This is a genomic window from Neptunomonas sp. ABH4_499 (assembly GCF_056160565.1).
Genome location: NZ_JBSWXK010000003.1, coordinates 168,806 through 194,150, shown reverse-complemented (window position 1 = coordinate 194,150; position 25,345 = coordinate 168,806). Strand labels below are relative to the sequence as shown.

Here is a 25,345-nt window from a genome sequence, read left to right as displayed (position 1 = left end):
TAACTCAAGGATAGAGTGATGCTAAAAATCAAACGTACTTCACAGCTAGTCGCGCGTGATGTGCCTTACATCATGCACCCTAAGAAAGCGATTCAAACGCTGCGCCATCAACATGGCGTGTCGGATCATCGAGACTTTGCTTCTTCCCATCTACATGAGCAGTTCAAAACCCACTCAATAGAGTTTCCCTATGTGCGTGCTAATGACATTGAGGAGGGGAGAGTCACCGTTATTTTGAATGTCGCTCAGCACTACGCAGTCGATTCAAAAGGAACGGTACGTAACTTCCTGCCTTCTATGCTCGAATTTAAGGTTCGCCATCTCTTGGGGCAGCCGAGGAAGGAGAACATCCGCCAAGAGCAAGATTATTTTGCCGAGGTTAAGGCTTTATTAGAGGATCAGTATCCCATACCGCTTGAGCCTGCAAAGGTAGTCGAAAAGCCAAAAATAGCGCCAGAAGCTAAAGGTTTTGTGAATCAATCACCCAATGCTAAATCGTTAAGAGGTGCTCAAGAGTCTGCCCAAGATTATTGGGAAGCTGCCGCTGATAGTGCTGTCGAAGAAGGTGGCGTATTGGGCTTCCCTAAATATGCGGGTAGCAAAGTAATGGGGGCTTTAGCCGGTGTAGGGCATGGTGTAATACAAAGTGTAGATGCACTGGTACATAACCCTGAGGAAAGTTTAAGTGGTATATCAAAAGGTATCGCTAACTTTGGGCCGGAAGCATTTAACCTTGCAACAGATGGCGTGAAGACGGCTGCTGATGGATACTCTTTATTATCTGATTCTGTTTTGGGCACTGATACGGAGACGTTCCGTAATTCGGTGCCATACAAAATAGACCCTATCTTCGAGCTAAACGAAGCTGAAATTGGCGCGAATTTAATCACAAGTGCCGGGGTTGGTGCGGTTACCAAGCTGTCAAAAGTCGGGAGTGCGAGTAAACTCGGAGATAGAATAGAAGAACAAGCAAAAAATAATGCTATGAAGTACGAAGCTCTTGATGATGGCCATAGCATTGCACGCCATGGACCTGAGGTTTCCGATGCCGACCTAATAAGAAGAGTGGAAACTGGTATAGCTTCAGATGATGTTTTTAGTCCAACTCCTGCATCCACTAGATTCAATTCGTATCAAGAGTGGGAGAGAACACGAGATGACGCATTATCGGAAATAAGTAGACGTAATTCTGTTGATCTATCGAAAGCACCTGAACATGATGAACCCACTAGATATAGTGAAGTAGTTGATCATGGAAGAGCTATAGATGATGGATATGTGGGTGTTAAGTCGACAGCTGTTAAAGTTGGAGATATTGCGACTCAAAAAGTAGGAAAGGTCTATCCGGATTACACTGAAGTTGAGGGAATTACTAGGACGACCACAACAGTTACATGGAATAAGTCTAAAGGTCGTTGGGATGTTGTCCAACATTATCCCAGTGCTAAAAACTGGAATCAGTCTACAAAAAGTTATGATGACTAATTGGAGTTAATGATGATACCTAAAATTAGTTTAGGCATGATTAAAGTATGTTTAGCTTATGTGACCACAATGTGGTTCTCAGAGCATGATTTTCCTGCAGATAGCTTTGATGAGTACGATGACTACATAGATGATATGGTTAGGTATGCTCGTAAACATGAGGACCTTTTGTACTTAAAGTTGAGTTTGGAATATGTGTTAGCAAGCCCTCATGTGACTGATCGATTGCTTGAAGAGCTATCTGGCGAGTGTTGGGACTACGACAGAGATGAGCTGATGGATGTTTTTCGCTATATCTATTCTGTAGTTTGGTGTAATCGTGAAAATCCTGTATTCACTCAATTTCCTAAAATAGAATTTATCAAGATGAATAATACATCTAAAGGTCTTGATGAATGGAAGGAAAATAAATTGATGTTTAATTCAGGCTTTGATGAATCAAAAATTGAATACGAACAACTTTAAAATACGCTTAACAATATGGCTGCGACGTCGCAGCCATGAAACCCCATCAAAATAGCATTAAAAGATCATTGACCTTCGGTGTAGCGGCGTACACCAGAACGGCGGCCAGTGCCAAAATATGCAAAGAAACCGTCAACCGAGTGGCTTTTTGATAAGCTGGGTCCAGGTTGATGTGGTTCATCGCTTGCTGGGTGAGTCGGCTGCCTGCCCAGCCACCTAGAAACTCGGCAATCGCAAGCTCAATACCGTGTACACGATTACGGTAGCGGTGGCGTTGTTTGTCGCGATGGATGGTCAGCCAGCACACCAGCGACATCACCACATACAGCACAAACGGCAGATACACACCGCACAAGGCTAAGGCGACGGTTAATACCAACGTAAAGCCAACCGCAAACCATAAGGAGCTGGGTACGCGGGAGAATCGGTATGCTCCAACACTCAGCCCTTTTGGGCGAATATCAAACGCTTGTAACCGACCACCCGAGACGGGCTTTAGGGTAAATAAAACTTTTTCACCGGTATCGGGCTTAAAGGTGCCATCGGCGATACCGCTGAAATTAAATGGAATGGTAGCACTTTCGTGGTAAGTTTCGATTACACCACGGCCGTCCTCTTCACTCCATTGAATGATACGACCTGAGAACTTTGTCATTGTACGTCTATGTACGCTTCAAAAATTGTGATGTTCATTTTCAATTCAAGCAGGTTAACCGAAACTGAATGTAAACACCTGTTTTACTTTTGAGCACCCATCAAGACATCCACCGATTAAGCTGTTATAAACAGCTAACACACTAGGCTAGACGGCTTACCCGATATCCACAGCAGTGAGGAACACAATGTCCGAAGGAATTCTAATCGGCGGATACGATCAGGGTCGTATCTATTTAAACCCCCGTTACGCGAACCGTCACGGTTTGATTGCAGGTGCGACCGGTACGGGTAAAACGGTCACATTGCAGTGTTTGGCCGAAGGCTTTTCGGCGTTGGGTGTCCCCGTCTTTATGGCGGATGTTAAAGGCGATTTAACCGGCCTTTCACAAGCGGGTAAGCCGCACCCTAAGGTGGATGAGCGTCTTGAAAAAATCGGCATCGATGGCTATACCCAGCAAGGCTACCCGATCTCTTTATGGGATGTGTTCGGCGAAAAGGGCACGCCTGTGCGCTCGACCATTTCTGAAATGGGGCCGCAGTTGTTGGCCCAGCTGTTGGACCTTAACGATACTCAGGAAGGTGTCCTCACGTTAACGTTTGAATTTGCCGACGATGAAGGCTTGTTGTTGGTGGATCTTAATGATCTTCGCACCACCTTGTCGTTCATTGCTGACCACGGCAAAGAGATTGATGCGCACTTAGCCGTATCGAAAGCCTCAGTTAATGCCATCTTGCGAAAACTCTTGATGCTGGAGCGCGAAGGCGGGGATCTGTTCTTTGGTGAGCCTGCACTTAAGTTAGACGATATTATTCAGGTGGATCGTGATGGGCGCGGCATCATCAACATCCTTGAATCGGAAAAACTGATTCGAAGCCCGCGCGTTTACGCGACCTTCTTGCTGTGGCTTTTGTCGGAGCTATTTGAAAACCTGCCCGAGGTCGGCGATCAAGAAAAACCCACCATGGTGTTCTTCTTTGATGAGGCTCACTTACTGTTTAACAACGCCTCTAAAGTCTTGATTGAAAAGATCGAACAAGTGGTGCGTTTGATCCGCTCTAAGGGCGTGGGCGTCTACTTCATCACCCAAAGCCCGGCGGACTTGCCGGATAACGTACTGGGCCAGTTGGGTAACCGTGTTCAACACGCATTGCGCGCCTTTACGCCGAAAGATCAGAAAGCCGTGCGTGTGGCGGCTCAGACATTTAGAGCCAACCCCAATCTGGATACGGAATCCACCATTACCGAGATGGGCGTGGGTGAGGCGTTAGTATCGGTCCTTCAAGAGGGCGGTATCCCAAGCGTGGTGGAGCGTACTTTGATTCGCCCGCCTGAGTCCCGCATCGGGCCTGCCAGCGAAGCCGAGTGCGAGTTGATCATCGAGCGTGACCCGATGCATCGTCGCTATCAAGAAAGCTACGACCCGCATTCGGCCCACGAAGAGCTGCAGCAACGTGTGGAAAAACAGATGGAGCAGATGAACGCCGAGCGCGCGCGCGAAGCAGAGGAAAAAGCCGCCCGCAAAGAGAGCCGTCGATCAAGCGGTAGCTCCCGCCAGAGCGTTACCGAGGCCTTGGTGAAATCGGTGGTGCGCAGTATCGGCAGTAGCGTGGGCCGAAGCGTAGGTAAAAGCTTACTGCGCGGTATTCTGGGCTCGCTGTTGAAATAACCTCGCGTTTTAAGCGCGGATGTTAGCAATCTGCTGCATCCGCGCTGTGTAGTTTTCTATCTGTGATCGCCAATAAAAGCGCGTCACATCAAACTCAGTTGATGGCGGATTGCCCTCGTAGTTAAAGGCGTGTTGAAGTGCGGCCAGCCGGTCGCAAGCGGCATTGACCTCTTGATCGAAGCTGAGTCCGTCACCGCTTTGGGTTGCATAACATGCCGTAGGGCCAAAGAGTTCTGGGTAGACTAAGCGATTGGGCAAAACCGGCGTGCACCCAAGTGCTACCGCTTCCAGCACCGATACCCCCTGAAACTCATGTGTGGCGGTGGATAACACCACATCGGCTTGTTGAAGCCAGGCGTGATATTCAGCTTTACTGGCTGCATAACCAAATTGATCGATCTCTTTGGAAAAGCGGTGTCTGATCTCTTCAAACTCAGCGGGGCTTGTGCGAAACGATTCCCCCAACACCGCTAAGCGAAACGGCACGCGACGTTCCTTAAGGGTGTTTAGGATAGCCAGTAAACGATCTGGCCCTTTGTCGTACTCCCACCGTGCCGCCCACACAATCTTGAGAGGTCGGTCGGCCTTTTTGCTTGATGTAGGGGGCGTATCCGGCGGAGTAAAGCGCAGTGCATCATCAATCGGGACGGGCAATACATCGCTACTGGCGGCGAGACGCTCAACCAGACCTTGAGGCACATGATCGGGCAGCTTTTTGAGAAGCGCGGCTACCCCATCTAAAAAGGTGGTGCGATTAAACTCGGAGTTGAACGAGATACCATCGGCCGCCAAGGCGCTGTAGAGCGTAACCATCTGAGGCTCAACGCTTTTGTGACGATGCTCAGTGGTTGGGTAAGCAAACTGATTTTCATGGAAGTAGACCCAACATGGAGTATTGGCGAGCGCAGGGACGAAGCCCTTTAGCGCGCTTAAATCCACCATGCTGGTGGCAACGATTAAATCATACGGGGCTTCAAGTTGGGCGCGAGCCTCGCCAAATGCCCAACTTAGGCTGTTACCGCGGATGCGCCAGGCAAAAAAGCGGGCTGGTAAGGTCAGTACCGTAAAGTCCCAATAGGGGCAGTGTTGGACCAAGCCTTGGTGCCATTGCTGGTGACTTTGAGCTTCGTACGCCGATAGAATCAGTACACGCATAAAAAAGCGACATCCGGTTAAAAAGTGATGGTAATTTTTCAGTTTCCTGTCATATTTTGCGTTTTTTGAAGGACGATTCATATCGTTCTATCATGAGATTTCCAATACCGGAGTGACTTGTCTTCCAAATAAGGGGATTTGCAATTATGACGCTGAGTGTCTCGCCGAAAAAAGCGCTGCTGACTGCACTACTCACCGCCACTGCCTTGACTGCGCAGGCGGAAGGTAAAGTTCATGTTTATAACTGGTCTGACTACATCGCAGAAGATACTTTGAAGAACTTTGAAGCCGAAACGGGCATTAAAGTCGTCTACGATGTGTACGATTCCAACGAAGTGCTGGAAGCCAAGCTGCTGGCAGGCAACAGTGGCTACGATGTGGTGTTCCCAACGGCGCGTCCGTTTGTGGACCGTCAAATCAAAGCGGGCATCTACCAAAAGCTGGATAAGGCTCAGTTACCGCTCATTGGTAATTTGGATGAAGACCTGTTGAACTCCCTGTCCGATATCGACCCAGGTAACGAATATGCCGTGCCATACATGTGGGGCACAACCGGTATTGGTATCAATGTTGCTAAAGTGAAAGAGATTCTGGGTGCCGATGCAGAGCTGGATACCTGGGCACTGATCTTTGATCCGGAAGTGGCTAAAAAACTGAGCGCGTGTGGCGTCTCCTTAATGGATGACCCCAACGAAGTGTTCAAAGCGGCACAAGCGTATGCAGGGCAAGATCCGAATGACACCAGCAAAGCGGGCTTAGACAAAGCCGCCGAAGTGGTCAACGCAACGCGTGGCAACATTCGTTACTTCCACAGCTCTCAGTACATTAACGATTTGGCCAACGGCGATCTGTGTGTGGCTCACGGTTACAGCGGTGATGTTTTGCAAGCACGTGACCGTGCGGCTGAGGCGAACAACGGCGTCGAGATTGCGTACCTTGTGCCAAAAGAGGGCGCAGTGGTGTGGAACGACGTGATGGTGGTGCCAAAAGATGCGCCAAACACGAAAGAAGCGCACGTGTTTATCAATTACTTGATGCGTCCAGAAGTGATCGCACCCGTAACCAACTATGTGGCATACGCGAATGCGAACAAAGCCGCCACTGAACTGGTGGATGAAGAGATCCGTAATGATCCGGGTATCTACCCAACGGGTGATAAACTGAAATCATTAATCACGATTAAGACCCCAAGCGATCGGGAGGCGCGCACCATGACACGCCTCTGGACGCGAGTGAAGACTGGGCAGTAATTAATACCGAGCCTCCTTCACTGGAGGCTTTTTTTGGAGCAAATGCAGTTCATGACGCAAAGTCGTTCCTTTACCCCGCAAGAACCGTGGCAAGCCCCAGAGGGTGAGCCAATTGTCCGCATTGAAAACGTCACTAAACGCTTCGGTAATGTGTACGCCGTTGATGACGTGAGCCTAAGCATTCATAAGGGCGAGTTTTTCTCGCTGCTCGGCTCCTCTGGTTGCGGTAAAACCACACTGTTGCGTATGTTGGCAGGGTTCGAAACCCCAACCTCAGGTCGTATCTTTATCGATGGCGTGGATGTGACTCAAGTCCCTGCGTATCGTCGCCCGATCAATATGATGTTCCAGTCCTATGCGCTGTTTCCGCACATGAGCGTTGAAGACAACATCGCCTTTGGCTTAAAGCAAGAGGGGATGCCTGCCGCAGAGCGTCGAGAACGTGTTAACGAGATGATGGCGCTGGTGCAGATCTCTCAGTTGGCGAAGCGTAAACCGCATCAGCTTTCGGGTGGTCAGCGTCAACGGGTTGCTTTGGCACGCTCTTTGGCGAAACAACCGAAAATTCTGCTGTTGGATGAGCCGTTGGGGGCCTTGGATAAAAAGCTGCGTGAGAAAACCCAGTTTGAGCTGGTGAACATCCAAGAGCGTTTGGGCATGACGTTTATCATCGTCACGCACGACCAAGAAGAGGCGATGACCATGTCGTCACGGATCGCCTTGATGCGTGATGGACGTATCGAGCAGATCGACCCTCCTCGTCGTCTTTACGAATACCCGTCGACCCGTTTTGCGGCCTCCTTCATCGGAAGCGTGAATCTGATGAGTGGTTATGTGGTCGAGCAGGAAAAAGACACCGTGGTGATCCAAAGCGATGAGTGCGATTCCTTGTTGCGAGTGCATCACAGTCAACCGCTGGTGGCGGGCACCGAAGTGACCGTCGCGATCCGCCCTGAAAAATGCCGTCTTATCCCAGAGCGCACTGGTGATGCCAACCAAATTGAAGGTGTGATCAAAGAGATCGCCTACCTTGGAGATGTGTCGATTTACCACGTGGACTTGGCCTCAGGTAAACGTGTGCAGTTTACCCAATCGAACATTCAAGCGCTGGCCGAGCAACCGCTGACGTGGGAGCAAAAAGTCTGCTTAAGTTGGAGCGAAGCCAGCTGCGGGGTGTTGACCGAATGACCCGTTTGCACGCCTTTAAAGAACGGTACTTTAGAGGGCGCAGCCTAATCATCGGCGTGCCTTGGCTCTGGCTGGGTTTGTTTTTTCTGTTGCCGTTTCTGTTCATACTTAAGATCAGTCTGGCCGAAGCACAATTAGCGCAGCCGCCGTACACCAATCTGATTCAAGAGTTTCAAGACGGTCTTTTGACCATACAGCTTAACTTTGGCAATTACCTCTTTTTGCTGGAGGATGATCTCTACATCAATGCGCTGTGGAGTTCGGTGCAGGTGGCGGCCATATCTACCTGTTTGTGTCTGTTACTGGGCTACCCGATGGCGTACGGCATCGCAAAAGCGCCTTCCCATCTGCGTTTGCCGCTTTTGATGTTGATCATCCTGCCGTTTTGGACCTCGTTTTTAATTCGGGTGTATGCCTGGATCGGTATCTTAAAAAACGAAGGTCTTATCAATCAGTTTTTGATGTGGATAGGTATCACCGATACGCCAATCGAGATGTTGCACACCCCGATAGCGGTCTACATCGGTATTGTTTACAGCTATCTGCCCTTTATGGTGTTGCCACTGTACGCCACGCTGATCCGATTGGACGACACCCTTCTTGAAGCAGCGGCGGATTTGGGATGCCCACCTTGGAAACAGTTTTTGAAAGTCACCTGGCCGCTCTCGCTACCGGGGGTATTGGCCGGTGCGATGTTGGTGTTTATCCCCGTCATGGGCGAGTTTGTAATCCCGGATCTGTTAGGGGGGCCTGATACCTTGATGATCGGTAAGCTGCTGTGGACCGAGTTCTTCTCCAACAAAGACTGGCCATTAGCGTCGGCACTGGCCGCGGTATTGCTGTGTGTGTTGATCATTCCGTTTGTGGCGCTGCGTCACTTTGAGCGTCGTGCCGAGGAGGGAATCTGATGTGGCGTAAAATGCCGGTCGTGATGACCGTATTACTCTTTGGTTATGCCTTTCTGTATGGGCCGATTGTGAGCTTGATCGTCTACTCCTTTAACGAGGGGCGTTTGGTGACGGTGTGGTCGGGTTTTAGCACTAAGTGGTATGGCGAGCTGTTCCAGAACGATCAAATCTTGGAGGCGGCTTGGCTCAGTGTCAAAATCGCGGCCACCAACGCGACCTTTGCGGTGATCTTAGGGACACTGGCGGCCATGGCTCTCGTGCGTTACAAGCGTTTCAAAGGTCGTGGCGCACTGGAAACCATGGTGACAGCGCCGTTGGTGATGCCAGAGGTGATCATCGGCCTTTCGTTGCTGCTGCTCTTTGTGGCGTTGGAGAAAAGTTTTGGTTGGCCCGCAGGTCGTGGCCAGATGACCATTACCATTGCTCATATCACCTTCTCGATGGCGTACGTCACGGTTGTGGTGCAAAGTCGCTTATCGCACATGGATGTCTCCCTAGAGGAGGCGGCGATGGATTTGGGGGCTAAACCGCTTAAAGTGTTTTGGGCGATTACGCTGCCTTTGATTGCTCCGGCGCTGTTGGCGGGCTGGCTGCTGGCCTTTACGCTTTCGATGGATGACTTGGTCGTAGCAAGCTTTGTGTCAGGCCCAGGGTCGACAACGCTGCCGATGGTGGTGTACTCCAAAGTGCGTTTAGGGATTAGCCCAGAGATCAACGCGTTAGCCACCTTAATTGTGGGTGTCGTGTCCTTTGCGGTCTTGATGGCGGGGTGGATTATGTATCGCTCCGAGAAGCGAACTCAAGCCGAGCAGGCCTCGTAAAAATATTTTTGTGCAGTGCACAAAAAGTCGTTGACTTCCCGGTTAGGTGCTCTACAATGAACTTAAATTGTGCAGTGCAACAAAACCTAACCGGAGTATCTCACATGACTAACATGGATTTTCAAAAACCGCTGGAAACAATGAAATCTCTGATGGCGCTGCAAGCTTCTACGCTGAACAAGTCCATCGAGCTGCAGAAAAAGTCGGGCGAAGAGCTGGCTTCTTTCTTTAAAGGTGAAATGGATAAAGCGAAAGAGCTGAAAACGCCAGAAGACGTTGTTAAGTTCAACATGACCGCTAATAAAGAGTTGTTCGAACTGCTGAAAAGCCAAGGCGAACAGTTCTCTGCTCTGGCCACTCAAGCGAGCCAGTCAGCCATGGATGAAATGCAGAAACTGGCTAAATAAGCCCAACTGCATCATCGTGGAGCCCCGCATTCGTGCGGGGCTTTTTCGTTTAGGCATCAGCCAAACGTGGGTCGGACTCTTTTAAGTGCTCGTGTGTGCGGTGGGTCTCGTAAAACCTAAGTAACGCCGTGTAAGGTTCAAGGTCCAATAGTCCGCGAAATACCGCCCAATCCAATAAGCAGTACAGAGCGATGGAGGGGTAATGCCACTCATCGAAGGCCCCGCGCTCGGCCTCATCATTCAGCACATGCATGGTTTGGCCAATCCGCTCTTTTTGCAGCTTGGCAATCAACAGATCAGGCTCATCGATATTGATCCCCGAGCGGAAACTGATAAACAGCGTGACCAAGGAGTCGTTCACAGCATCGATCAAGGTCAACAGGTTTTCCTGCTCCCAACTGAGCGGCGCATCGTTAAAGGTTGTCGCAAGATAGCGGTGGATTTGGCGTGAATCGAACAGGGTTAAATCTTGGGCAACCAGCACCGGCACTTTCATAATCGGTGTGTATTCGCGCAGGGCGTCACGACCTTCGGGTGTCATGATGCTGACGTTAACAAACTCAACCGGCTTACCTTCGGTGTAAAGGCGAATGCGGCGCACGTAAGGGGATGTTTGAGAACCTACTAGCTGCATGACAGCCTCCTGTCTCGGTGGTTAATGTAGACCCAATTAAGCGTTTCACCCTACCTAGGTTTCGTCCAAGTTACCATCGAAAAGCCATCATTATCTGTTGCGTATTTTTATTGGGGTCAACGGCCATTTTTTATTTACAGCGCTTTAAAAAGCGTGATAATTAGCGATTTTGATCCACCCTATTTTTCCTTCACTTTTTAAGCGTCTTAGTGGGCTCATCATTAGCAGCGCCATCTAAGATCGAGGCTTGAATCATACATGACCGATGTCGACCGATCGGGCAGTACGTCTGCTGCTCCCGAAGTGCCGCGTGCTTTTATCGATCTCTTAAAATCCCTTGTGCGCAGTCCGTGTGTTGTAGGGGCAGAACACTCTTTCTTTCGGGTTTTACAGCGTGAGCTGGAAGAGCGCGGTGCGCGCGTGAGTTGGTACGAAGGGGTGCTGGTTGCGCAAGGTAATGACCCGACCAGCCAGATGTTCTCGGCTCACATCGACCGACACGGTTTGGTGTGCACAGGCCCCAATGAGTTTCAGTATGCGGCGTTTGTGTCTGGCGCGCGCTCGGACCTTTTGGGCAACTCGGTCAGCGAGCAGTTGATGAAAAAGATCGTCCACCGCTTTGCGAATGAGTCGGTGTATGCCTACGAGCCGTGGTCCGGTGCTTACCGAGGTCAAGGCCAAATCGATAACGCGTACATCTGTGAACATCGAAATAACCTGATCTTTGAACTCAGTGGGTTAAACCACTTGGTTGCAGGCACGCCGGTCGCGTTTCAGGATCGTTTGACCGTTACCGAGGATGCGCTGGTTGGGCAGTTGGATAACGTACTGACGGCGGCCGTGTTGGTGTACCTGTTTGAGCTGGGCTTTCAGGGTACGGCGTTTTTTACCGCCCAAGAGGAGGCCGGTAAAAGTTGGCGTTACTTGCTGGAGTGGTTCCGCCGCTTTGGCGCATCGACCAACCAATTAATTGTGGTTGATACCAGCCCGTTTCCGGATTTTGAAGCGGCGTCTCGTCAGCAGTTGGTGTTGCGCTACCGCGATGCCAACGCGGCATTTAATCAGCCGTTGACGGATCGGTTGGCCGAGTTGTGCGGTCAAATGGGCTTGAAGTATTTATTTAAAGATCAGTACGTCGAAGCACTGAATAAAGAAGCCATCGCGCGCGGTGACGAGCCCGCCTCTATCGGTTCGACCGAGATGGGCCGAATCATTGCTTCGTCCAACGGATTGGTGGACGGTACGACATTACAGATCCCAACCTCGGGCTATCACACCATGTCCGAGACTGCGAACAAAGCGGCGGTGGTTGGGTTTATACACGTATTAACGCATTTGTGCGGTCTTGAGTCGACCACCCCCCCTGCAGCACAGGTTTAGGAATGGATATGTTTAAGACATTGATTGTGGTTGACCAAGCGGATGATCTGGCCGGTGCTGAACTGCCGGACATCATCACGTTTGAACAATATTTAGCGGACTACCCAAAAAAGAACGAGCGCAAAACGCGTTTAATCAACTTGTGCGACACCCGTCATTACTTAAGTCGCGGTTATTATTGCTCCTTGTTAGCCGAAGCGCGTCAGCATCGCGTGCTGCCTAGTGTGCGAGCCATTAATGATCTTCGTGAAAGCGATTTAGCGTATCTGTACAGCGTACTGGGTAACCACTTAACGGCGTTAACCGAAGCGGACAACGGCGATTACTGGTTCTTCTTTGGGCAATTTATCGGTGATGCTACCGATAAGTCTGTGGTTGCCGAGATGGGCAAGCGGGTGTTTGAACAGAGCGCCTCCCCGATTTTACGCTTGAGCATTCAGGCCAAAGCCGATCAGCCAGTGAACGTTGAACGTGGTGCGTTAAACCAACTGAGCGAGGATGAGCGCCGTCAGTTTATTGATCAGCTGAATCAGTTTGTGACCGATGTGTGGCGCTCGCCGAAACACCGCAAGCGTTACCGCTGGGACATGGCGTTGCTGGTTAACCCAGAAGAGAAGCAGCCACCGAGTGATAAAGTGGCGATCAGTCGCTTTGTAAAAGCCGCTGAAAAAGTAGGCATACACGCGCATGTCCTTAGCGCGGATGAGTTAGGGCCACTGTCCCAATACGATGCACTGTTTATTCGTGAAACGACGGCGATTGACCACCACACTTACCGCTTGGCGCGTAAAGCCGAAAAAGAGGGGCTGGTGGTGATTGATGATGCCACCTCGATTCTGCGATGCTGCAACAAGGTGTTTTTGCATGATGCGTTTACCTACAACGGCGTACCATCGCCCAAGACCCATGTGGTGATCAACTCCGAAGAGGCGGACTTAGATGGCTTAGAAGCCGAGTTTGGTTACCCAATGGTGTTAAAAATGCCTGAAGGGTCGTTCTCGCGTGGTGTGTATAAGGTGAAAGACCGTGCTGAGTTAAAAGCGCGCTTGGATGAGCTGTTCAGCGAGAGTGCTCTGGTCTTGGTGCAGGAATACCTGTTTACCGAATACGATTGGCGAATCGGCGTACTGAACGGCCGACCGATCTACGCCTGTAAATACATGATGGCGCGAAACCATTGGCAGATCTACAACCACGAATCCAAGCGCTTTAACTCCGGTGGTTTTGAAACCTTACCTACCTTTGAGGTGCCGCGAGCGGTGCTGCAAGCGGCCCTTAAAGCGTGCGATATGATCGGCAACGGTCTGTACGGCGTGGACATTAAACAGCGCGGTAACGATGTGTTTGTGATCGAAGTAAACGATAACCCAAGCATCGATCATAAAGTGGAAGATCTTTACTTGGGTAACGAGCTTTACATGCTGATCATGACGGAGTTTGCGAATCGTCTAGAGAAACGCGGGCGCTGATCACCACGGCCGTGCGCAGTTTGTCACGGCCAAATTGTGACATCGAATCAAACGCCTCACGGGCAATCGGGACATGCTGGCAATCCAGTGGGTCTTTCGATAGATCATCCGGGTCTGGGTCGTGCACGTAGATGCACTCAGGGTCGGTTGCAGTCACCGTTACCCAATGAGGCGCTTTTCGACCATCCAAACGATAAGTACTGATCAAGATCAGCACTGAATCCCCTTGGCTTAACGCCTCATCCAACAAGACTTGTGTCGGTGCTTGGTAGTGAATATCCACATTGGCATCGAACGCTTGGTGATTAAACTGTCGATCCACCAGAGCGATCACCTCTTTTTTCTGAGGCGAGCGCACACCTTCTGTAAAGAGTGGCTCTGCGGTGCTCAACCAGACACTGGCCTCAAAGCCTCGTCGTTTTGCGGCCAAGGCTAGTCCAACCGGGTGACACCCACCGTGACCAGAGGTCATGAAAATGGTGGTGGCCTCGCGCCATATGTCCAGTTCTAGCTCCCGCAATGTGGGCTGCTTAAGCGTTTCGGGCGCTAAGGCTCCCATCGCCATCATCAAGGCGGATGGGCCGCAGGTAAACTCTGTGGTTTGCTGATACCAAGGCGTACTTTTGACCGGACTGTGCTCTGGCCCTTTGCGAATCCTTTTTTGCATACGAAGCGCATCGGAGTGGTCTTCGTAATAGTCATGGTAATGATCAAAACACCAATACCCTAAGGATTCGTACAAAGCGATGGCACGCGCGTTATGTTGGGAAACCTCAAGGCGCATAAAAAAGCGACCGTGCTCAGAAGCGGCAAGCTCCAAAGCTTCGAGCAAAGCGCGACCGTAGCCTTTCGGTTGGCCTGCTTGAATCACCGCTAAAGAGTAGAGGCGCGCAAGTCGGGTGCCTTTATGAAGCAGCACCAAGCCATAACCGATGACGCGCCCTTGCCACTCACACACCAGCATCACTCGGTTCTTTGCTTTTAGCCAATGATGCAAACGACGACGAGAGAGTCGGTCCCCTTGGAAGCTTTTGTTTTCAATGTGATCGAGTGCGTCCAAGTCCTCTTTTTTTGCATCACGGATCACAAGAGTAGAGGATATTTGTGTAGAAGAGGTTGGTGAAATAGGGTCTGAAGAAGCCATGATGAAACCACCAGAAAGGAGGTCTTCATCATGGCGTTAAACGGGGTAAAAATAAAGGGATTACGCCGCCTGTAGCGGACTTTTTCGTAAGCGTCGCAACCACATGATACCTAGGCCAAGCCCCACCAATGGTAAGGTGGCGGGTAAGGGTACAGGCGTGTCGTCATACACCGGTGTTGCTGTGTAGGTGTTTTGAGGGCCTTGAGTATAAGTAACCGAAATGTCGATATTAGTTGGGTCGTTCTCGTCAAAATCTTCGGCGTTTTCGACGCCGACTACACGAAAGACATCGGTGCCTGGGGTGAAATAGTAAGGCACGTTGGCCGGCAATTCGGTTTTGTAGATAAACTCGCTGCCGTTCCACATGTAGATGCCGTATAAGGAACCAATCTCAAGTGAAGGAAGGGTGACGCTTTCAAAAAGGCCTGCCGAACCTAAATCAATGGTGTAATCCACGCCAATAAGGGCGCTGTGGGCAGGGGCGATGCTGGTCATTGCGGTCAACAGGGACAGACTGCAGATTTTAGTGAGTTTTAAAATCTCTGCCTTGTATGAAGAATTAGCCATGGTGGATCTCCCTATACAAAGGCTTTTGTTCATATTCCATTAAGCAAATCATGTGCCTTTCATTGATGAAAGACTACAAATCAGAAACTTAGTCGCAGAGTATAGGGAAAAGTTCACCTGTCAAACAGGTGTTTTAATCATGGGTGTAAAAAAAGAGGACACGACCCACAGGGCAGCGGGTCGTGTTAGCTAGGCGTTTATTTATTGAGCGGGCTGTTCAGCCGAAGTGTCAATGCAGGGGTAGTTTTTCGCAAAGGTGTTATAAATGCTCACTTGCACAGGCTCGTTCGCGACCTCAGGGTTTTGCTCGACATACAGGAGTACCTCTTCAAGCAGCTGTTGCGATTTTTTCCCTTGTGGTAAGCAGATAAAGTTGTGCTTAACCGCGCCTTTGTGCTCCAGCATACGGCCAATCAGGCTGACGCCTTCAATCATACCGCCCACAAAACCCGAGCAAGAACCGGCGTTTAAAGCACGCGAAACGGCTTCTTGTGGTGTTTCTTTACCAGGGGAGGAGTAGAGCCCTTGGCACTTATCATGAAACTCCTGTCCAGTCAGTGCGTAGGATTGGCTGCTGAAAAAGGCCAGCGACAGCGCAGCCACAGGTAGTAGTCCCTTCATGATGGAATCCCTAACGTTGATGAGTTTTGAGCAACCATAGCACAACCCTTTGTGTCGGGTCATGCGCACACTCGGGAACTTGGTTATTGGTTTAATTAATTAACCTGTTAGAAACAATAAATTTTTAACATGAATGATCTCTGTTTATTCTTATCCAAACAGATCAAGTACGAACCGCCTTGAACATAAAACGCATAAATAAAGGGTAATCACCATGAGCAAGTGTCCATTCCATACGACCACAGCCGGTAGCCCGGTTGCCGACAACCAGAACAGTTTAACTGCAGGCCCTAACGGCCCTGTTATGTTGCAAGATTGGCAGTTGTTAGAGAAGTTAGCGCACCAAAACCGCGAGCGCATACCAGAGCGTACCGTTCACGCTAAAGGGTGGGGAGCGTTCGGGACCTTCACGGTGACTCAGGATATTTCCAAATACACCCGCGCTAAGATCTTCTCCGAAGTGGGCAAAAAAACCGACATGCTGGCGCGTTTCTCAACGGTGGCCGGTGAAATGGGCGCAGCTGATGCCGAGCGAGATGTGCGGGGCTTTGCGCTTAAGTTTTACACCGAAGAGGGTAACTGGGATTTGGTCGGTAACAACACGCCGGTGTTCTTTATCCGTGACCCGTTAAAATTCCCCGACTTTATCCACACGCAAAAGCGTCACCCGCGCACCAACTTGCGCTCGCCAACGGCCATGTGGGATTTCTGGTCTTTGTCGCCAGAATCTTTGCACCAAGTGACGATTTTGATGAGTGATCGTGGTTTGCCTACCGATATTCGCCATATGAATGGCTACGGTTCGCACACCTATTCATTTTGGAACAATGATGGCGAGCGTTTCTGGGTTAAGTTCCACTTTAAAACGTTGCAAGGTCATAAGCACTGGACCAACGAAGAAGCCGAGCGTGTTGTCGGTCAAACCCGCGAATCAACTCAGGAAGATCTGTTCGGTTCGATTGAGCAAGGTGAGTACCCACAATGGCGTGTTTGTGTGCAGATCATGCCGGAAACCGATGCCGATAAAACCGCATACAACCCGTTTGATTTAACCAAGGTGTGGCCGCACGGTGATTATCCGTTGATTGAGGTTGGCATCATGGAGCTGAACCGCAACGCTGATAACTACTTTGCTGAAATTGAACAGGCGGCGTTCTCACCATCGAATGCGGTACCTGGGATTGGCTTCTCGCCTGACCGTGTGTTGCAGGCGCGTTTGTTCAGCTATGCCGATGCGCATCGTTACCGTTTGGGTACCCATTACGAAGCGTTACCGGTAAACCAGCCTAAGTGTCCCGTACACCACTACCACAAAGACGGTTCGATGAACTTTTTCGGCCATAAACATGGCAGTGATGATGCGTATTACGAGCCAAGCTCGTTTGGTGGCCCTGTGGAAAACCCGGATGTAAAAGAGCCGCCGCTAAAGATCGATGGCAACATGGATCGCTTTAATCACCGCGAAGGTAACGACGATTTTAGTCAGCCGCGGGCGCTGTTTAACTTGTTCGATGATGCGCAAAAGCAACGCTTGTTCAGCAACATTGCAGCGGCCATGCAAGGCGTACCGGATGAGATTATCGAGCGCCAAATCGCCTTGTTCGAACAGTGCGACCCTGAATACGCCAAAGGCGTGCGCGCTGCACTTGCCAAGGCTTAAAACGATCTCTTACTCAGCATGAGCTGTTGGGGCGCCAAGTGCGCCCCTTTTTTATGTAAAGGCACGCCAAAGGAACTGAGCACAAAATAGGGTATCTTAATCTTTAGATAAAACAGGACCAAAGAGCAGGATGAGCATGAAAAGCACCCCAGTCAGTATTAAAACGGCGGTCGTATTGGGCAGTATCGGGTGCTTTGTAACCCTGCCTGTGTGGGCGGGTATTCAGACGTTAACGATCAGCGGAAAAACCGTTACCGCGGAGGTGGCCGATGGTTACACGCTGGAGCTGCTCACCACCGACCTTAAATCCCCAAGGATGCTGAGCTTTAATGAGCAAGGGGATCTGTTTATGGGGTCACAAAGTGGTTATGTGTATCGCTTAAGCCCGCCGTATCGATCCAACCCCACCGCGCTATCCGCCACCTTTGATTACCCCCACAGTGTTGCGTTTCGTGGCAAGGATATCTTCATCGCCTCCACCGAAGGGGTGTATAAAGCCCAAGGCGTAAAGGGCAAGCAACTTCAAAATGTACAGCGCATTGCGGATTTGCCCGATGGCAGTGGCCACAGCAGCCGTACCGTACGAGTTGGTCCTGATAAGCGTATCTATGTTGTCCTTGGTATTACCGGAAACTGCAGCGATGAGTACATCGGTAAAGGCTACTCTTTCGATAAGCAGCGCGGCGGAGTCACGTCGCCCGCCCTCGCTTGTCAAAGTCTCATTTAATCCAGATACCTTTGGGCAAGTGGAACCATTGGTAACAGGTTTTCAAAGTGCGAAAGGGGTTCGTTGGTCGCGCCCAGCGGGTGTGGCGGTTGGCCCAGATGGCTTTATCTACTTTACCAGCGATGGCCCAGAGTCGGCGTTGTACCGTTTGAAGCCTACACAGCCATGATCTAAATAAGTTGCCTTACAAGTCAAAAACATCCCTAGAGTGTGTGTTAACTGATACACTTCAATGATTCGCACGCTGTAAACACATAGACTATCTTTTATACAGCCCCGCACCAGTAGGATGGGTGCGGTGTGTGCGATTTCGGTCATTAAGCAGGGCCCAGAATACGGCGCATGGAACGGGAACTTATTCGCAAGACAAGTAAAATCACGCATTTGGTGATCGCCATCTGCCTGTTTATCTTCTTGGATTGCTTCATTCTAGGTATCAATTTCTACTTAACTCACCAGCTTGAGCGGGACGCGCTCGCCATCAATATCGCCGGTCGTGAGCGGATGTTGACCCAACGAATGGCCAAAGTGACCTATCAGTTGGAAGTCGAGCCCGCCCTTGTCATTGAAGAACAGCTCAAAGAGGAGCTGTTTGAAGCCCATCATTTATTTACCTCGACCCTCGATAGCTTTGAAAAAAGCGGTTATGTGATCGACAGCGAAGGGAGTGTTCAACCCTTCAAAAAAGTGACGGATGAGCTGGCACTGCAGTTCGTGATCAACACAAAGGAGTTGTTTACCCCTTGGTCAGAGCAGATCAAAGCGCTGCGTGACGGTCAGATCATTGATTATACGAAAATGCGACTTTTGGCCGAGCAATCCAACCTGCCCATGCTGGAGCAAGTGAATTTGCTGACCTCCCGGATGGAGGCGCTATCGGGGCAAAAAACGCAGATGATTCGCTTGATTCAAGGGGTGGCTCTGCTGTTGGCGTTTGTAAACTTTGTGGTGATCATCCGGCTGTTCTTAAGTCGCTCCCGACAGGCGCAAATTCAGATCGATAACTTTTTAGACCTTCTCGATAACGCCTCCACAGCTATGATTGTGGTCGATGATGATAACCGCATCGTATTGGCAAACAAGATGAGCCAAGAGTTATTTGGTTATCCGGCGCATCTTTTCTTGATGACGGGGATCGATAATCTGATCCGTAAAGAGCGTGGTAACAGTTACGGTGTGCGCCGCAATGGCAGTGTGTTCCAGATTGATTTAACCATGCGCCCCTTCCTAATGCAGGATAAAGCCCTTACGGTGATCACCGTGCTGGACATCAGTAAGCACACCAGCGAGCAACAGCGCTTGGCGCATCTGGCCAATCACGACACGCTCACAGGCTTGGTCAATCGACGGGCGTTTTTTGACCGTTTGGATATGGAAATTCTAAGGACGCGCCGATCTGGCCTTCTACTGGGGATCTACTTTTTAGATCTGGATCGATTCAAACAGATCAACGATACCCAAGGTCACGGGGGTGGGGATGAGTTGCTTAAACAAGTGGCTAAGCGTTTGGTTGGGTGTGTGCGCGAAACCGATACCGTGGCGCGTTTTGCCGGTGATGAGTTTGTGATCATGGTGCACGATGTCCACCACAAACATGAATTCGAGAAGGTGCGCGCTAAGCTTATCGAGCTGTTTGCCTCGCCATTTTACCTACGTGATACCGAGCACAACATCGGTTGCAGTGTGGGCTTATCCATCTATCCGTTGGACGGCACTGACGCCACCAAACTGATCGAAAAAGCCGACGAAAGGATGTATCAGGATAAACAAATCGCCGAAAGGGGTATACACTGAACATCAAATAACCTTGCTGTAGATCAGGACCGATCATGTCATCTGAACGCTTTCCCTATTATCAACCCATCATTGAAACGTCCACAGGCCGCATTGCAGGTTACGAAGCTCTGGCCAGAATGAAAGACGATTCCGGGGAGGTCGTCTCGGTCGGTAATGCCTTTAAAGATCAGCTTTATCCACTGCTGGAACGCATCGAATGGGATCGGGAGATCCGCCGTCAAAGCATGGAAAAGCTCGATCACTTACCCGAACACACCTTTATCAGCATCAATATCTCCCCTGAGTGGGTGCAGTATTTGGATGAGTCCGATGCCGTTCCGACCCTAGAGATGATTAAAGAAGCGGGTGTTGAACCGTCGCGCGTAATTATTGAGCTTACGGAATCCGAAGGGGAAATCGATCGCCTTATTTCGCTGGTGGGCAAATACCGCGATTTAGGGATGCAGATTGCATTGGATGATTTTGGTTTGGGCTTCTCCCAGTTGGATCGAATCGCCATCCTAAAACCCGATTACGTGAAGCTCAATATTCAGGATCTGCGCAGCGGTTTAGGTGAGCAGCGCAGTATCTCGTTGGTGCAGCAACTAAGTGCCATCGCATCGCGCTTGGGTAGTAAGGTGATGTGCAAAGGGGTCGAGACGGAAGATGATTTCTTCTTGGCGCTCAGTTGCCAAGCGGTGTATACCCAAGGTTACCTGTTCTCTGAAGCGACCGAAAATCTGATGACGCCCGAGACCACGATCAACAAGGTGGGGCACCAGCTCAATCTGTATCGTGATATGGCCACCGAGATGATCGCCCGTAATCACTGGCGTGCCGATAAAGCCAAAGCCGAACTCTTAAGCCTTCGCGAAGTGCTGCGCACTACCCCAACCAACGAAGAGTTGATCCAGTTTGTGCCCAGCGAGTATTTCCTGCGTTACTACATCTGCGATGTTGCCGGGAATCAAATCTCCCCTAACTTTGAAAACAGCGAGCGCGGGTGGATTATCAACGATGCGCCCATTGGCTCTAACTGGAGTTGGCGCCCGTATTTCTTTGAGCTACTAGGCTCAAGCGACTTGCACAACCGAGTGGTGTTTTCAGCACCGTACCAAGATATCCACAGCGGTAAGCAAGCTCAAACGGCAGTGATGTCGATTGATGCCAAGCGGATTCTTCTGGCCGATTTGCTGGACACTCAGCGCTCTGATGATGCGTTGGCCGGGTTCAGTGCGATGCCAGCGACCTGGGTGCCGGGTTTGGAAAGTGAATAAATCGTTAACATGACAACTCCCACTATCGGCTTTATTGGCGTTGGGCACTTAGCCAGTTACGTAATAGCGGGCTTACGATCTGCGGGCATTGATAACCCCATCATCCTATCGCCGCGGGGGGCACAACAGAGCCAACGTTTGAGCGATCATTACCAATGCTCGATTGCAACTGATAACCAAGCGGTGGTGGATCAAAGCGATGTGGTGTTTCTTGCAGTAAGGCCCGATGATCTTGGTGCGGTAGCCGAAAACCTTACTTTCACGCCTCGGCATTTGTTCGTGTCCTGTTTGGCGGGCGTGTCGTTAGATCAACTCTCTGAGCGCTTTGCGCCTGCGAGCGTTGTTCGCACCTTACCCTTGGCCACGGCTGAGTTTCACGAGGGGGTTGTTCCTCTGTACCCAGCTCATACCAAGGCTCACACATTGCTGTCCGCTTTAGGCAAAGTGGTTACCTACGATACCGAAGCGGCGTTTGAACTGTCCTCGGTGGCGGCTTGCATGAATGGCTGGTTGTACGCGTGGATGGGGCAGATGAGCGACTGGTTTACCGAGCAAGGAATGGATGCCGATGAAGCGCGAGATCTCACTTTTGAGATTGCAAAGGGCTCATTCCCGTTAGCCTACGAAAATGGATCTGTACGATCAGATGGATAAGATCCCCTTCGATAAGCTGGATCAGTTTTTCAAAACGCATCTGGTTTAAAGCCGCCATCGCCGCTGCGAATCATGCAGCGGCTACTCCTCAATAATTCGAAACCTCGATCAAGTTGCCATCGGGGTCGCGGAAATAAAACGGCAGTATGGGGTCTTGAGATCAAAAAAGCCGACGCAAAGGTCGGCTTGTTCAAAGCGGCGTTAATCGATCGCTTTATGGGTTCATGCAGTTGTCGTAGTAGGTCACGGTTGCAGGCCAGTCGGAGAAGATCCCGATGACGCCCACCTCTTTTGCAAGTACATCGACCAGAGTCATGACATCGCCTTCACGATCAATCACACCTTTGCCGCCTTTGACTGGTGGGTTGTCGCTGTTCAGGGATTGGTAGTACCAACCGCCGCCTTCGTTCAGCTCGCCAGAGCGCTCCAGTGACCATGCGATCAGCTTAAGGCCAGCTTTTTTCGCTTCTTTGGCGTACAGCGAGGGTACGATTTTGTCGTTCTCGACATCGACCAACATCCACAATGGCGGTGCCAGCACTTGTACGCCTTGGTCTTTCAGCTCCTGCATGCTGGGCTTCCACGTGGATGGATCACGAAAATCCATGCCTGCGGTTTCATCTCGGTCATCCAAATACACACCTTGCTGACCAAAATCCGCTTCGTGCTCGATCCAGTATTTAACATCTTCAAGGTTAAACGACTGTGGCCACACTTGATCCGCGGGTACGCCAGCGGCTTTGTACTCATCGATCATCTTCTGTGCATAGTCACCCTGCGACATGCCATCAAACGGCATATCCACGCTTGCGCCTTTAAGCTCTGGGGTCATTTGTACGCCTAGGGCTTTGAACAGCTCGATGCTCTCTTTGTGGGTCATCAAGGTGCCGCGGCTGCTGTAGCGGTCGGTTCGCCAAGCAGGTGTCGCATCCATGTACTCAGCAACGCTGGTGGCGTTCGGGTTGCCCGCATCCATTTTGCCCTCTAGGGTTTGGAACTCAGCCAAGGTGATGTCACTGGTACAGCACTGCACTTGGGCGGGCTGGACCAACTCGCCTTTGTCGTTAAATTTGGCTGGCTCAAATGGCACAGAGCATTTCTCGGCCAAAGGGGTCGCCAAAATATTGGTAGTGGTGTGCAGATCGCACTGGGAGTGACGGCAAACCAGCTCTTTGTCCTTGGTAAAGGTTACATCACACTCGATAACACCTGCACCCATGCGAGCGGCCGCCATGTAAGACTCTTTGGTGTGTTCTGGGAACTGCATCGGGGCGCCACGGTGACCAATCGAAAGTGTGGACTTTTTAAACGGCCCCTCCTGACACGAGAGCAGTTTCTCTTTGAGTGGGCCTTCTTCTAAATCGTCGGCCAAAAAGTAAGGGCGTGGGCCAAGCTGCACGTTTTCGACCGGTTTGATTCCGGCAGCCGCCATCGATTGTGGGGCAGCAGAGGCGATTAAAAGGCCTAGCAGAGGCACAGTAAGCGAGCGGTTCATCGTATTTCCTTATGCATTTATGAGTGGCACTGAATGAGATCAGGCGCGAGTGTAGGGCATTCAGATGACAGCTTGTTGAGTCTTGTGTGACAGCGAGACGGGACTCACATCTTTGGCCGGGATCGGTTGTTATCCAAAATACGGTCAAACGTATCCGGTTCGAACAACGCCAGATTAACGTATTCGTAAAATAAGGTCTGCCAATGTTGACCACCGTGGGTACGAAACTGATCTAAGGCGACCAACAGCATCTTGGAGGCGGCGCGAAGCTCCTTGTCTTGGCCCTCGCCGTAGTGCTGGGTCAAGGTTTTGAACAGTTGCTCGGCTTGCTCAAGCGGTGTCGGGCCTGTGTGGATCGGCTCTTCATTAGTGTTCCATTGAAACGAAACGACCATCGTTCGGACTCCGTGGTTGTGTGTAAAAACTAACGCTCTACAGCGGTAGGTTGGTTAGCAGGCTCATACGCGCTGTTGAGCAAAGCGATCACTCGTTTAACCAACGCGCCGCGTTTAAAGTAGATCTGAAGGCTGTTGCGACGGTAACGCGCAATGTCGGTGCTGATAAAATACGCATGGGCATTTTCCGGGGTCAGCACAAAGGGTGGGTAACCATTGCGTTGCAGCACGTAGCTCATCAGCAAGGTGCCGGTACGGTGATTCCCCTCAATAAAGAGCTGAGGCTGCAGCAGGGTTTGAACGTACAATTCGGCGGCTTGCTGAATCGGGTCTTTCACCAGTAAGCGCTGATAAAACTCCATCAGCTCCTGTACACCACCTTGCGGTGCATCGTAAAAATGGCGCTCGGTATTCTTGATCTGAACGCGATGTTGTTCGCGCTCTGGACTGTCGATGGCGCCATATAAGACGGTCAGGTTGATCTCTAATAAGGCGTTGGAGTGCCCCATCGAGAAGAGATCGATCTCCTCTTCCAAGAATCGATTGATCAATCGATAACCGGCCAGTAAGTGTGAGATCACATCGTCGGTGGGCAAGGCGTGGCAACCCAGCTCCTCTAAGCCGTCGATGGCCAAGAAGTGCTGGGTAGCCAACAGCTGGCTTTTGACCGCTGAAAGATCAGCTAAATTCGCCGCTGACATACTGTTTGGTCAACTCGGCGGCTGGGTCTTCAAAGATCTGCTGTGTGAGGCCCATCTCCACCAAGTAACCGGTGCGGCCACCTTGGGAGATATCCACACCAAAGAAGCAGGTGTTGTCCGCTACACGCATCGCTTGCTGCATGTTGTGCGTCACAATCGCGACCGTGTAGTCTTCGCGCAGCTGCAGCATCAGCTCTTCGATTTGGCGGGTTGCAATTGGGTCGAGTGCTGAACACGGCTCATCCATCAAAAGCACATCGGGTTCGGTTGCAATGGCGCGCGCAATGCACAAGCGCTGTTGCTGACCACCGGAAAGCGACAAGCCGCTGTGTTTGAGTTTGTCTTTCACCTCGGTCCAGAGCGCTGCACCTTCTAAGGCTTTTTGAACGCGCTCCTCAACATCGCCCTTAAAGCGGTTAAGGCGTAAACCAAACGCGACGTTATCAAAGATGCTCATCGAAAATGGGTTAGGTTGTTGAAACACCATGCCGATGTAACGACGCACAATCACAGGGTCCACGTGTTTGGCGTAGATATCTTTGCCGTGGTAGTTGACTGTGCCGTGCAAACGGAAGCTTTTGATCAAATCGTTCATGCGGTTAAGGCTGCGTAACACGGTACTTTTGCCGCAACCGGATGGGCCGATGAAACCTGTGATCTTGCCTTTTTCGATCGGGATACGGCTGTTGTTGACCGCCAGAAACTGACCGTAGTAGATCTTATCGATGTTGCAGTCGATGACGACATCATCTTGCGGCAGAAAGTGTGCAGCGTTCATCGCATTGCTCTGGGTAAAGTGTTCGGTCTCATGGGCCAGTTGTACGGCAGATACGCTCATGGGG

26 protein-coding genes are annotated in these 25,345 nt (G+C 50.7%); 16 read left to right on the top strand and 10 right to left on the bottom strand.

Annotation, left to right across the window (positions count from 1 at the left end; genetic code table 11):
* Positions 1–18: 18 nt before the first annotated feature.
* Both ACXAF9_RS04230 and ACXAF9_RS04225 read left to right on the top strand, forming a co-directional pair.
* Positions 19–1,485: a hypothetical protein gene (locus ACXAF9_RS04230; protein WP_475070841.1), complete on the top strand. Its 1,467-nt coding sequence runs from the start codon at positions 19–21 to the stop codon at positions 1,483–1,485.
* A 9-nt stretch (positions 1,486–1,494) separates the two neighbouring features.
* Positions 1,495–1,950 (top strand): hypothetical protein, encoded by a 456-nt coding sequence (locus ACXAF9_RS04225; protein ID WP_475070837.1) that lies wholly within the window; start codon positions 1,495–1,497, stop codon positions 1,948–1,950.
* Positions 1,951–1,996: 46 nt separating this feature from the next.
* Here the strand turns inward: ACXAF9_RS04225 and ACXAF9_RS04220 are convergent, their stop codons facing one another.
* The gene (locus tag ACXAF9_RS04220; RefSeq protein ID WP_475070834.1) at positions 1,997–2,605 is read right to left on the bottom strand and encodes a hypothetical protein; all 609 of its coding nucleotides are present in this window, start codon (positions 2,603–2,605) and stop codon (positions 1,997–1,999) included.
* Between the two features lie 187 nt (positions 2,606–2,792).
* Here ACXAF9_RS04220 and ACXAF9_RS04215 point away from each other — a divergent pair, with 187 nt between their 5' ends.
* Positions 2,793–4,274: a helicase HerA-like domain-containing protein gene (locus ACXAF9_RS04215; protein WP_475070831.1), complete on the top strand. Its 1,482-nt coding sequence runs from the start codon at positions 2,793–2,795 to the stop codon at positions 4,272–4,274.
* Between the two features lie 9 nt (positions 4,275–4,283).
* On the opposite strand, the gene ACXAF9_RS04210 is transcribed toward ACXAF9_RS04215, so the two are convergent.
* Positions 4,284–5,429, bottom strand: a complete 1,146-nt coding sequence (locus tag ACXAF9_RS04210) for a tRNA-queuosine alpha-mannosyltransferase domain-containing protein (protein WP_475070828.1) — start codon at positions 5,427–5,429, stop codon at positions 4,284–4,286.
* Between the two features lie 146 nt (positions 5,430–5,575).
* Between ACXAF9_RS04210 and ACXAF9_RS04205 the strand changes: the two genes are divergently transcribed.
* From ACXAF9_RS04205 to ACXAF9_RS04185, 5 genes are read left to right on the top strand one after another with little or no spacing between them, the layout of a single operon-like run.
* Positions 5,576–6,679, top strand: a complete 1,104-nt coding sequence (locus ACXAF9_RS04205) for a polyamine ABC transporter substrate-binding protein (protein WP_475070825.1) — start codon at positions 5,576–5,578, stop codon at positions 6,677–6,679.
* A gap of 51 nt (positions 6,680–6,730) precedes the next feature.
* A complete protein-coding gene (locus ACXAF9_RS04200; protein WP_475070822.1) occupies positions 6,731–7,867 on the top strand; it encodes an ABC transporter ATP-binding protein in 1,137 nt (378 codons plus the stop codon).
* Entirely contained in the window at positions 7,864–8,775 is a 912-nt protein-coding gene (locus ACXAF9_RS04195; RefSeq protein ID WP_475070819.1) for an ABC transporter permease subunit, read from the top strand. The genes ACXAF9_RS04200 and ACXAF9_RS04195 overlap by 4 nt, the downstream gene beginning before the upstream one ends.
* Positions 8,775–9,596: an ABC transporter permease subunit gene (locus ACXAF9_RS04190; protein ID WP_475070817.1), complete on the top strand. Its 822-nt coding sequence runs from the start codon at positions 8,775–8,777 to the stop codon at positions 9,594–9,596. The genes ACXAF9_RS04195 and ACXAF9_RS04190 overlap by 1 nt, the downstream gene beginning before the upstream one ends.
* A 56-nt stretch (positions 9,597–9,652) precedes the next feature.
* Entirely contained in the window at positions 9,653–10,003 is a 351-nt protein-coding gene (locus ACXAF9_RS04185; RefSeq protein WP_475070815.1) for a hypothetical protein, read from the top strand.
* A 49-nt stretch (positions 10,004–10,052) separates the two neighbouring features.
* Here ACXAF9_RS04185 and ACXAF9_RS04180 read toward each other — a convergent pair whose 3' ends face one another.
* The gene (locus ACXAF9_RS04180) at positions 10,053–10,637 is read right to left on the bottom strand and encodes a glutathione S-transferase family protein (RefSeq protein ID WP_475070810.1); all 585 of its coding nucleotides are present in this window, start codon (positions 10,635–10,637) and stop codon (positions 10,053–10,055) included.
* A gap of 258 nt (positions 10,638–10,895) precedes the next feature.
* Here ACXAF9_RS04180 and ACXAF9_RS04175 point away from each other — a divergent pair, with 258 nt between their 5' ends.
* Together ACXAF9_RS04175 and ACXAF9_RS04170 are read left to right on the top strand one after the other, a co-directional pair.
* Positions 10,896–12,017 carry a peptidase M42 gene (locus tag ACXAF9_RS04175; protein WP_475070806.1) on the top strand — a complete coding sequence of 374 codons (1,122 nt, stop codon included), beginning with the start codon at positions 10,896–10,898 and terminating at the stop codon, positions 12,015–12,017.
* Between the two features lie 8 nt (positions 12,018–12,025).
* Positions 12,026–13,486: a RimK family protein gene (locus ACXAF9_RS04170; RefSeq protein WP_475070803.1), complete on the top strand. Its 1,461-nt coding sequence runs from the start codon at positions 12,026–12,028 to the stop codon at positions 13,484–13,486.
* On the opposite strand, the gene ACXAF9_RS04165 is transcribed toward ACXAF9_RS04170, so the two are convergent.
* From ACXAF9_RS04165 to ACXAF9_RS04155, 3 genes are all read right to left on the bottom strand, one after another.
* Complete coding sequence (locus ACXAF9_RS04165) at positions 13,443–14,630, bottom strand: peptidase C39 family protein (RefSeq protein ID WP_475070799.1); 1,188 nt, start codon at positions 14,628–14,630, stop codon at positions 13,443–13,445. The genes ACXAF9_RS04170 and ACXAF9_RS04165 overlap by 44 nt on opposite strands.
* Before the next feature lie 60 nt (positions 14,631–14,690).
* Positions 14,691–15,197, bottom strand: coding sequence for a hypothetical protein (locus tag ACXAF9_RS04160; protein ID WP_475070796.1), 507 nt, complete (start codon positions 15,195–15,197; stop codon positions 14,691–14,693).
* Between the two features lie 201 nt (positions 15,198–15,398).
* The gene (locus tag ACXAF9_RS04155; RefSeq protein ID WP_475070793.1) at positions 15,399–15,818 is read right to left on the bottom strand and encodes a Rap1a/Tai family immunity protein; all 420 of its coding nucleotides are present in this window, start codon (positions 15,816–15,818) and stop codon (positions 15,399–15,401) included.
* A 214-nt stretch (positions 15,819–16,032) separates the two neighbouring features.
* Here ACXAF9_RS04155 and ACXAF9_RS04150 point away from each other — a divergent pair, with 214 nt between their 5' ends.
* From ACXAF9_RS04150 to ACXAF9_RS04125, 6 genes are all read left to right on the top strand, one after another.
* On the top strand, positions 16,033–17,478 hold the full coding sequence (locus ACXAF9_RS04150; RefSeq protein ID WP_475070791.1) for a catalase: 1,446 nt from the start codon (positions 16,033–16,035) through the stop codon (positions 17,476–17,478).
* A 136-nt stretch (positions 17,479–17,614) separates the two neighbouring features.
* On the top strand, positions 17,615–18,205 hold the full coding sequence (locus ACXAF9_RS04145; RefSeq protein WP_475070789.1) for a PQQ-dependent sugar dehydrogenase family protein: 591 nt from the start codon (positions 17,615–17,617) through the stop codon (positions 18,203–18,205).
* 28 nt (positions 18,206–18,233) lie between these two features.
* Positions 18,234–18,374, top strand: a complete 141-nt coding sequence (locus tag ACXAF9_RS04140) for a hypothetical protein (protein WP_475070786.1) — start codon at positions 18,234–18,236, stop codon at positions 18,372–18,374.
* Between the two features lie 173 nt (positions 18,375–18,547).
* Positions 18,548–19,999, top strand: a complete 1,452-nt coding sequence (locus ACXAF9_RS04135) for a diguanylate cyclase domain-containing protein (protein WP_475070784.1) — start codon at positions 18,548–18,550, stop codon at positions 19,997–19,999.
* 35 nt (positions 20,000–20,034) lie between these two features.
* Positions 20,035–21,258: an EAL domain-containing protein gene (locus ACXAF9_RS04130; protein ID WP_475070782.1), complete on the top strand. Its 1,224-nt coding sequence runs from the start codon at positions 20,035–20,037 to the stop codon at positions 21,256–21,258.
* Positions 21,259–21,267: 9 nt separating this feature from the next.
* The gene (locus ACXAF9_RS04125; protein WP_475070780.1) at positions 21,268–21,912 is read left to right on the top strand and encodes an NAD(P)-binding domain-containing protein; all 645 of its coding nucleotides are present in this window, start codon (positions 21,268–21,270) and stop codon (positions 21,910–21,912) included.
* Between the two features lie 214 nt (positions 21,913–22,126).
* On the opposite strand, the gene ACXAF9_RS04120 is transcribed toward ACXAF9_RS04125, so the two are convergent.
* The 4 genes from ACXAF9_RS04120 to pstB all read right to left on the bottom strand — a co-directional run bounded on the left by ACXAF9_RS04120 (position 22,127) and on the right by pstB (position 25,341).
* A complete protein-coding gene (locus tag ACXAF9_RS04120) occupies positions 22,127–23,407 on the bottom strand; it encodes a glycerophosphodiester phosphodiesterase family protein (protein WP_475070777.1) in 1,281 nt (426 codons plus the stop codon).
* Positions 23,408–23,511: 104 nt separating this feature from the next.
* Entirely contained in the window at positions 23,512–23,802 is a 291-nt protein-coding gene (locus ACXAF9_RS04115) for a hypothetical protein (RefSeq protein WP_475070773.1), read from the bottom strand.
* A 29-nt stretch (positions 23,803–23,831) separates the two neighbouring features.
* Positions 23,832–24,503, bottom strand: a complete 672-nt coding sequence (locus ACXAF9_RS04110) for a hypothetical protein (protein ID WP_475070771.1) — start codon at positions 24,501–24,503, stop codon at positions 23,832–23,834.
* Positions 24,481–25,341 (bottom strand): phosphate ABC transporter ATP-binding protein PstB, encoded by an 861-nt coding sequence (gene pstB / locus ACXAF9_RS04105; protein ID WP_475070769.1) that lies wholly within the window; start codon positions 25,339–25,341, stop codon positions 24,481–24,483. Before pstB ends, ACXAF9_RS04110 begins: the two co-directional genes overlap by 23 nt.
* Between the last annotated feature and the right edge of the window lie 4 nt (positions 25,342–25,345).

What these genes read in the sequence shown, in the direction of transcription:
- ACXAF9_RS04230 (WP_475070841.1), top strand. Translation starts at nt 19, where the DNA reads ATGCTAAAAATCAAACGTACTTCACAGCTAGTCGCGCGTGATGTGCCT.
- ACXAF9_RS04225 (WP_475070837.1), top strand. Translation starts at nt 1,495, where the DNA reads ATGATGATACCTAAAATTAGTTTAGGCATGATTAAAGTATGTTTAGCT.
- ACXAF9_RS04220 (WP_475070834.1), bottom strand. Translation starts at nt 2,605, where the DNA reads ATGACAAAGTTCTCAGGTCGTATCATTCAATGGAGTGAAGAGGACGGC.
- ACXAF9_RS04215 (WP_475070831.1), top strand. Translation starts at nt 2,793, where the DNA reads ATGTCCGAAGGAATTCTAATCGGCGGATACGATCAGGGTCGTATCTAT.
- ACXAF9_RS04210 (WP_475070828.1), bottom strand. Translation starts at nt 5,429, where the DNA reads ATGCGTGTACTGATTCTATCGGCGTACGAAGCTCAAAGTCACCAGCAA.
- ACXAF9_RS04205 (WP_475070825.1), top strand. Translation starts at nt 5,576, where the DNA reads ATGACGCTGAGTGTCTCGCCGAAAAAAGCGCTGCTGACTGCACTACTC.
- ACXAF9_RS04200 (WP_475070822.1), top strand. Translation starts at nt 6,731, where the DNA reads ATGACGCAAAGTCGTTCCTTTACCCCGCAAGAACCGTGGCAAGCCCCA.
- ACXAF9_RS04195 (WP_475070819.1), top strand. Translation starts at nt 7,864, where the DNA reads ATGACCCGTTTGCACGCCTTTAAAGAACGGTACTTTAGAGGGCGCAGC.
- ACXAF9_RS04190 (WP_475070817.1), top strand. Translation starts at nt 8,775, where the DNA reads ATGTGGCGTAAAATGCCGGTCGTGATGACCGTATTACTCTTTGGTTAT.
- ACXAF9_RS04185 (WP_475070815.1), top strand. Translation starts at nt 9,653, where the DNA reads ATGAACTTAAATTGTGCAGTGCAACAAAACCTAACCGGAGTATCTCAC.
- ACXAF9_RS04180 (WP_475070810.1), bottom strand. Translation starts at nt 10,637, where the DNA reads ATGCAGCTAGTAGGTTCTCAAACATCCCCTTACGTGCGCCGCATTCGC.
- ACXAF9_RS04175 (WP_475070806.1), top strand. Translation starts at nt 10,896, where the DNA reads ATGACCGATGTCGACCGATCGGGCAGTACGTCTGCTGCTCCCGAAGTG.
- ACXAF9_RS04170 (WP_475070803.1), top strand. Translation starts at nt 12,026, where the DNA reads ATGTTTAAGACATTGATTGTGGTTGACCAAGCGGATGATCTGGCCGGT.
- ACXAF9_RS04165 (WP_475070799.1), bottom strand. Translation starts at nt 14,630, where the DNA reads ATGGCTTCTTCAGACCCTATTTCACCAACCTCTTCTACACAAATATCC.
- ACXAF9_RS04160 (WP_475070796.1), bottom strand. Translation starts at nt 15,197, where the DNA reads ATGGCTAATTCTTCATACAAGGCAGAGATTTTAAAACTCACTAAAATC.
- ACXAF9_RS04155 (WP_475070793.1), bottom strand. Translation starts at nt 15,818, where the DNA reads ATGAAGGGACTACTACCTGTGGCTGCGCTGTCGCTGGCCTTTTTCAGC.
- ACXAF9_RS04150 (WP_475070791.1), top strand. Translation starts at nt 16,033, where the DNA reads ATGAGCAAGTGTCCATTCCATACGACCACAGCCGGTAGCCCGGTTGCC.
- ACXAF9_RS04145 (WP_475070789.1), top strand. Translation starts at nt 17,615, where the DNA reads ATGAAAAGCACCCCAGTCAGTATTAAAACGGCGGTCGTATTGGGCAGT.
- ACXAF9_RS04135 (WP_475070784.1), top strand. Translation starts at nt 18,548, where the DNA reads ATGGAACGGGAACTTATTCGCAAGACAAGTAAAATCACGCATTTGGTG.
- ACXAF9_RS04130 (WP_475070782.1), top strand. Translation starts at nt 20,035, where the DNA reads ATGTCATCTGAACGCTTTCCCTATTATCAACCCATCATTGAAACGTCC.
- ACXAF9_RS04125 (WP_475070780.1), top strand. Translation starts at nt 21,268, where the DNA reads ATGACAACTCCCACTATCGGCTTTATTGGCGTTGGGCACTTAGCCAGT.
- ACXAF9_RS04120 (WP_475070777.1), bottom strand. Translation starts at nt 23,407, where the DNA reads ATGAACCGCTCGCTTACTGTGCCTCTGCTAGGCCTTTTAATCGCCTCT.
- ACXAF9_RS04115 (WP_475070773.1), bottom strand. Translation starts at nt 23,802, where the DNA reads ATGGTCGTTTCGTTTCAATGGAACACTAATGAAGAGCCGATCCACACA.
- ACXAF9_RS04110 (WP_475070771.1), bottom strand. Translation starts at nt 24,503, where the DNA reads ATGTCAGCGGCGAATTTAGCTGATCTTTCAGCGGTCAAAAGCCAGCTG.
- pstB (WP_475070769.1), bottom strand. Translation starts at nt 25,341, where the DNA reads ATGAGCGTATCTGCCGTACAACTGGCCCATGAGACCGAACACTTTACC.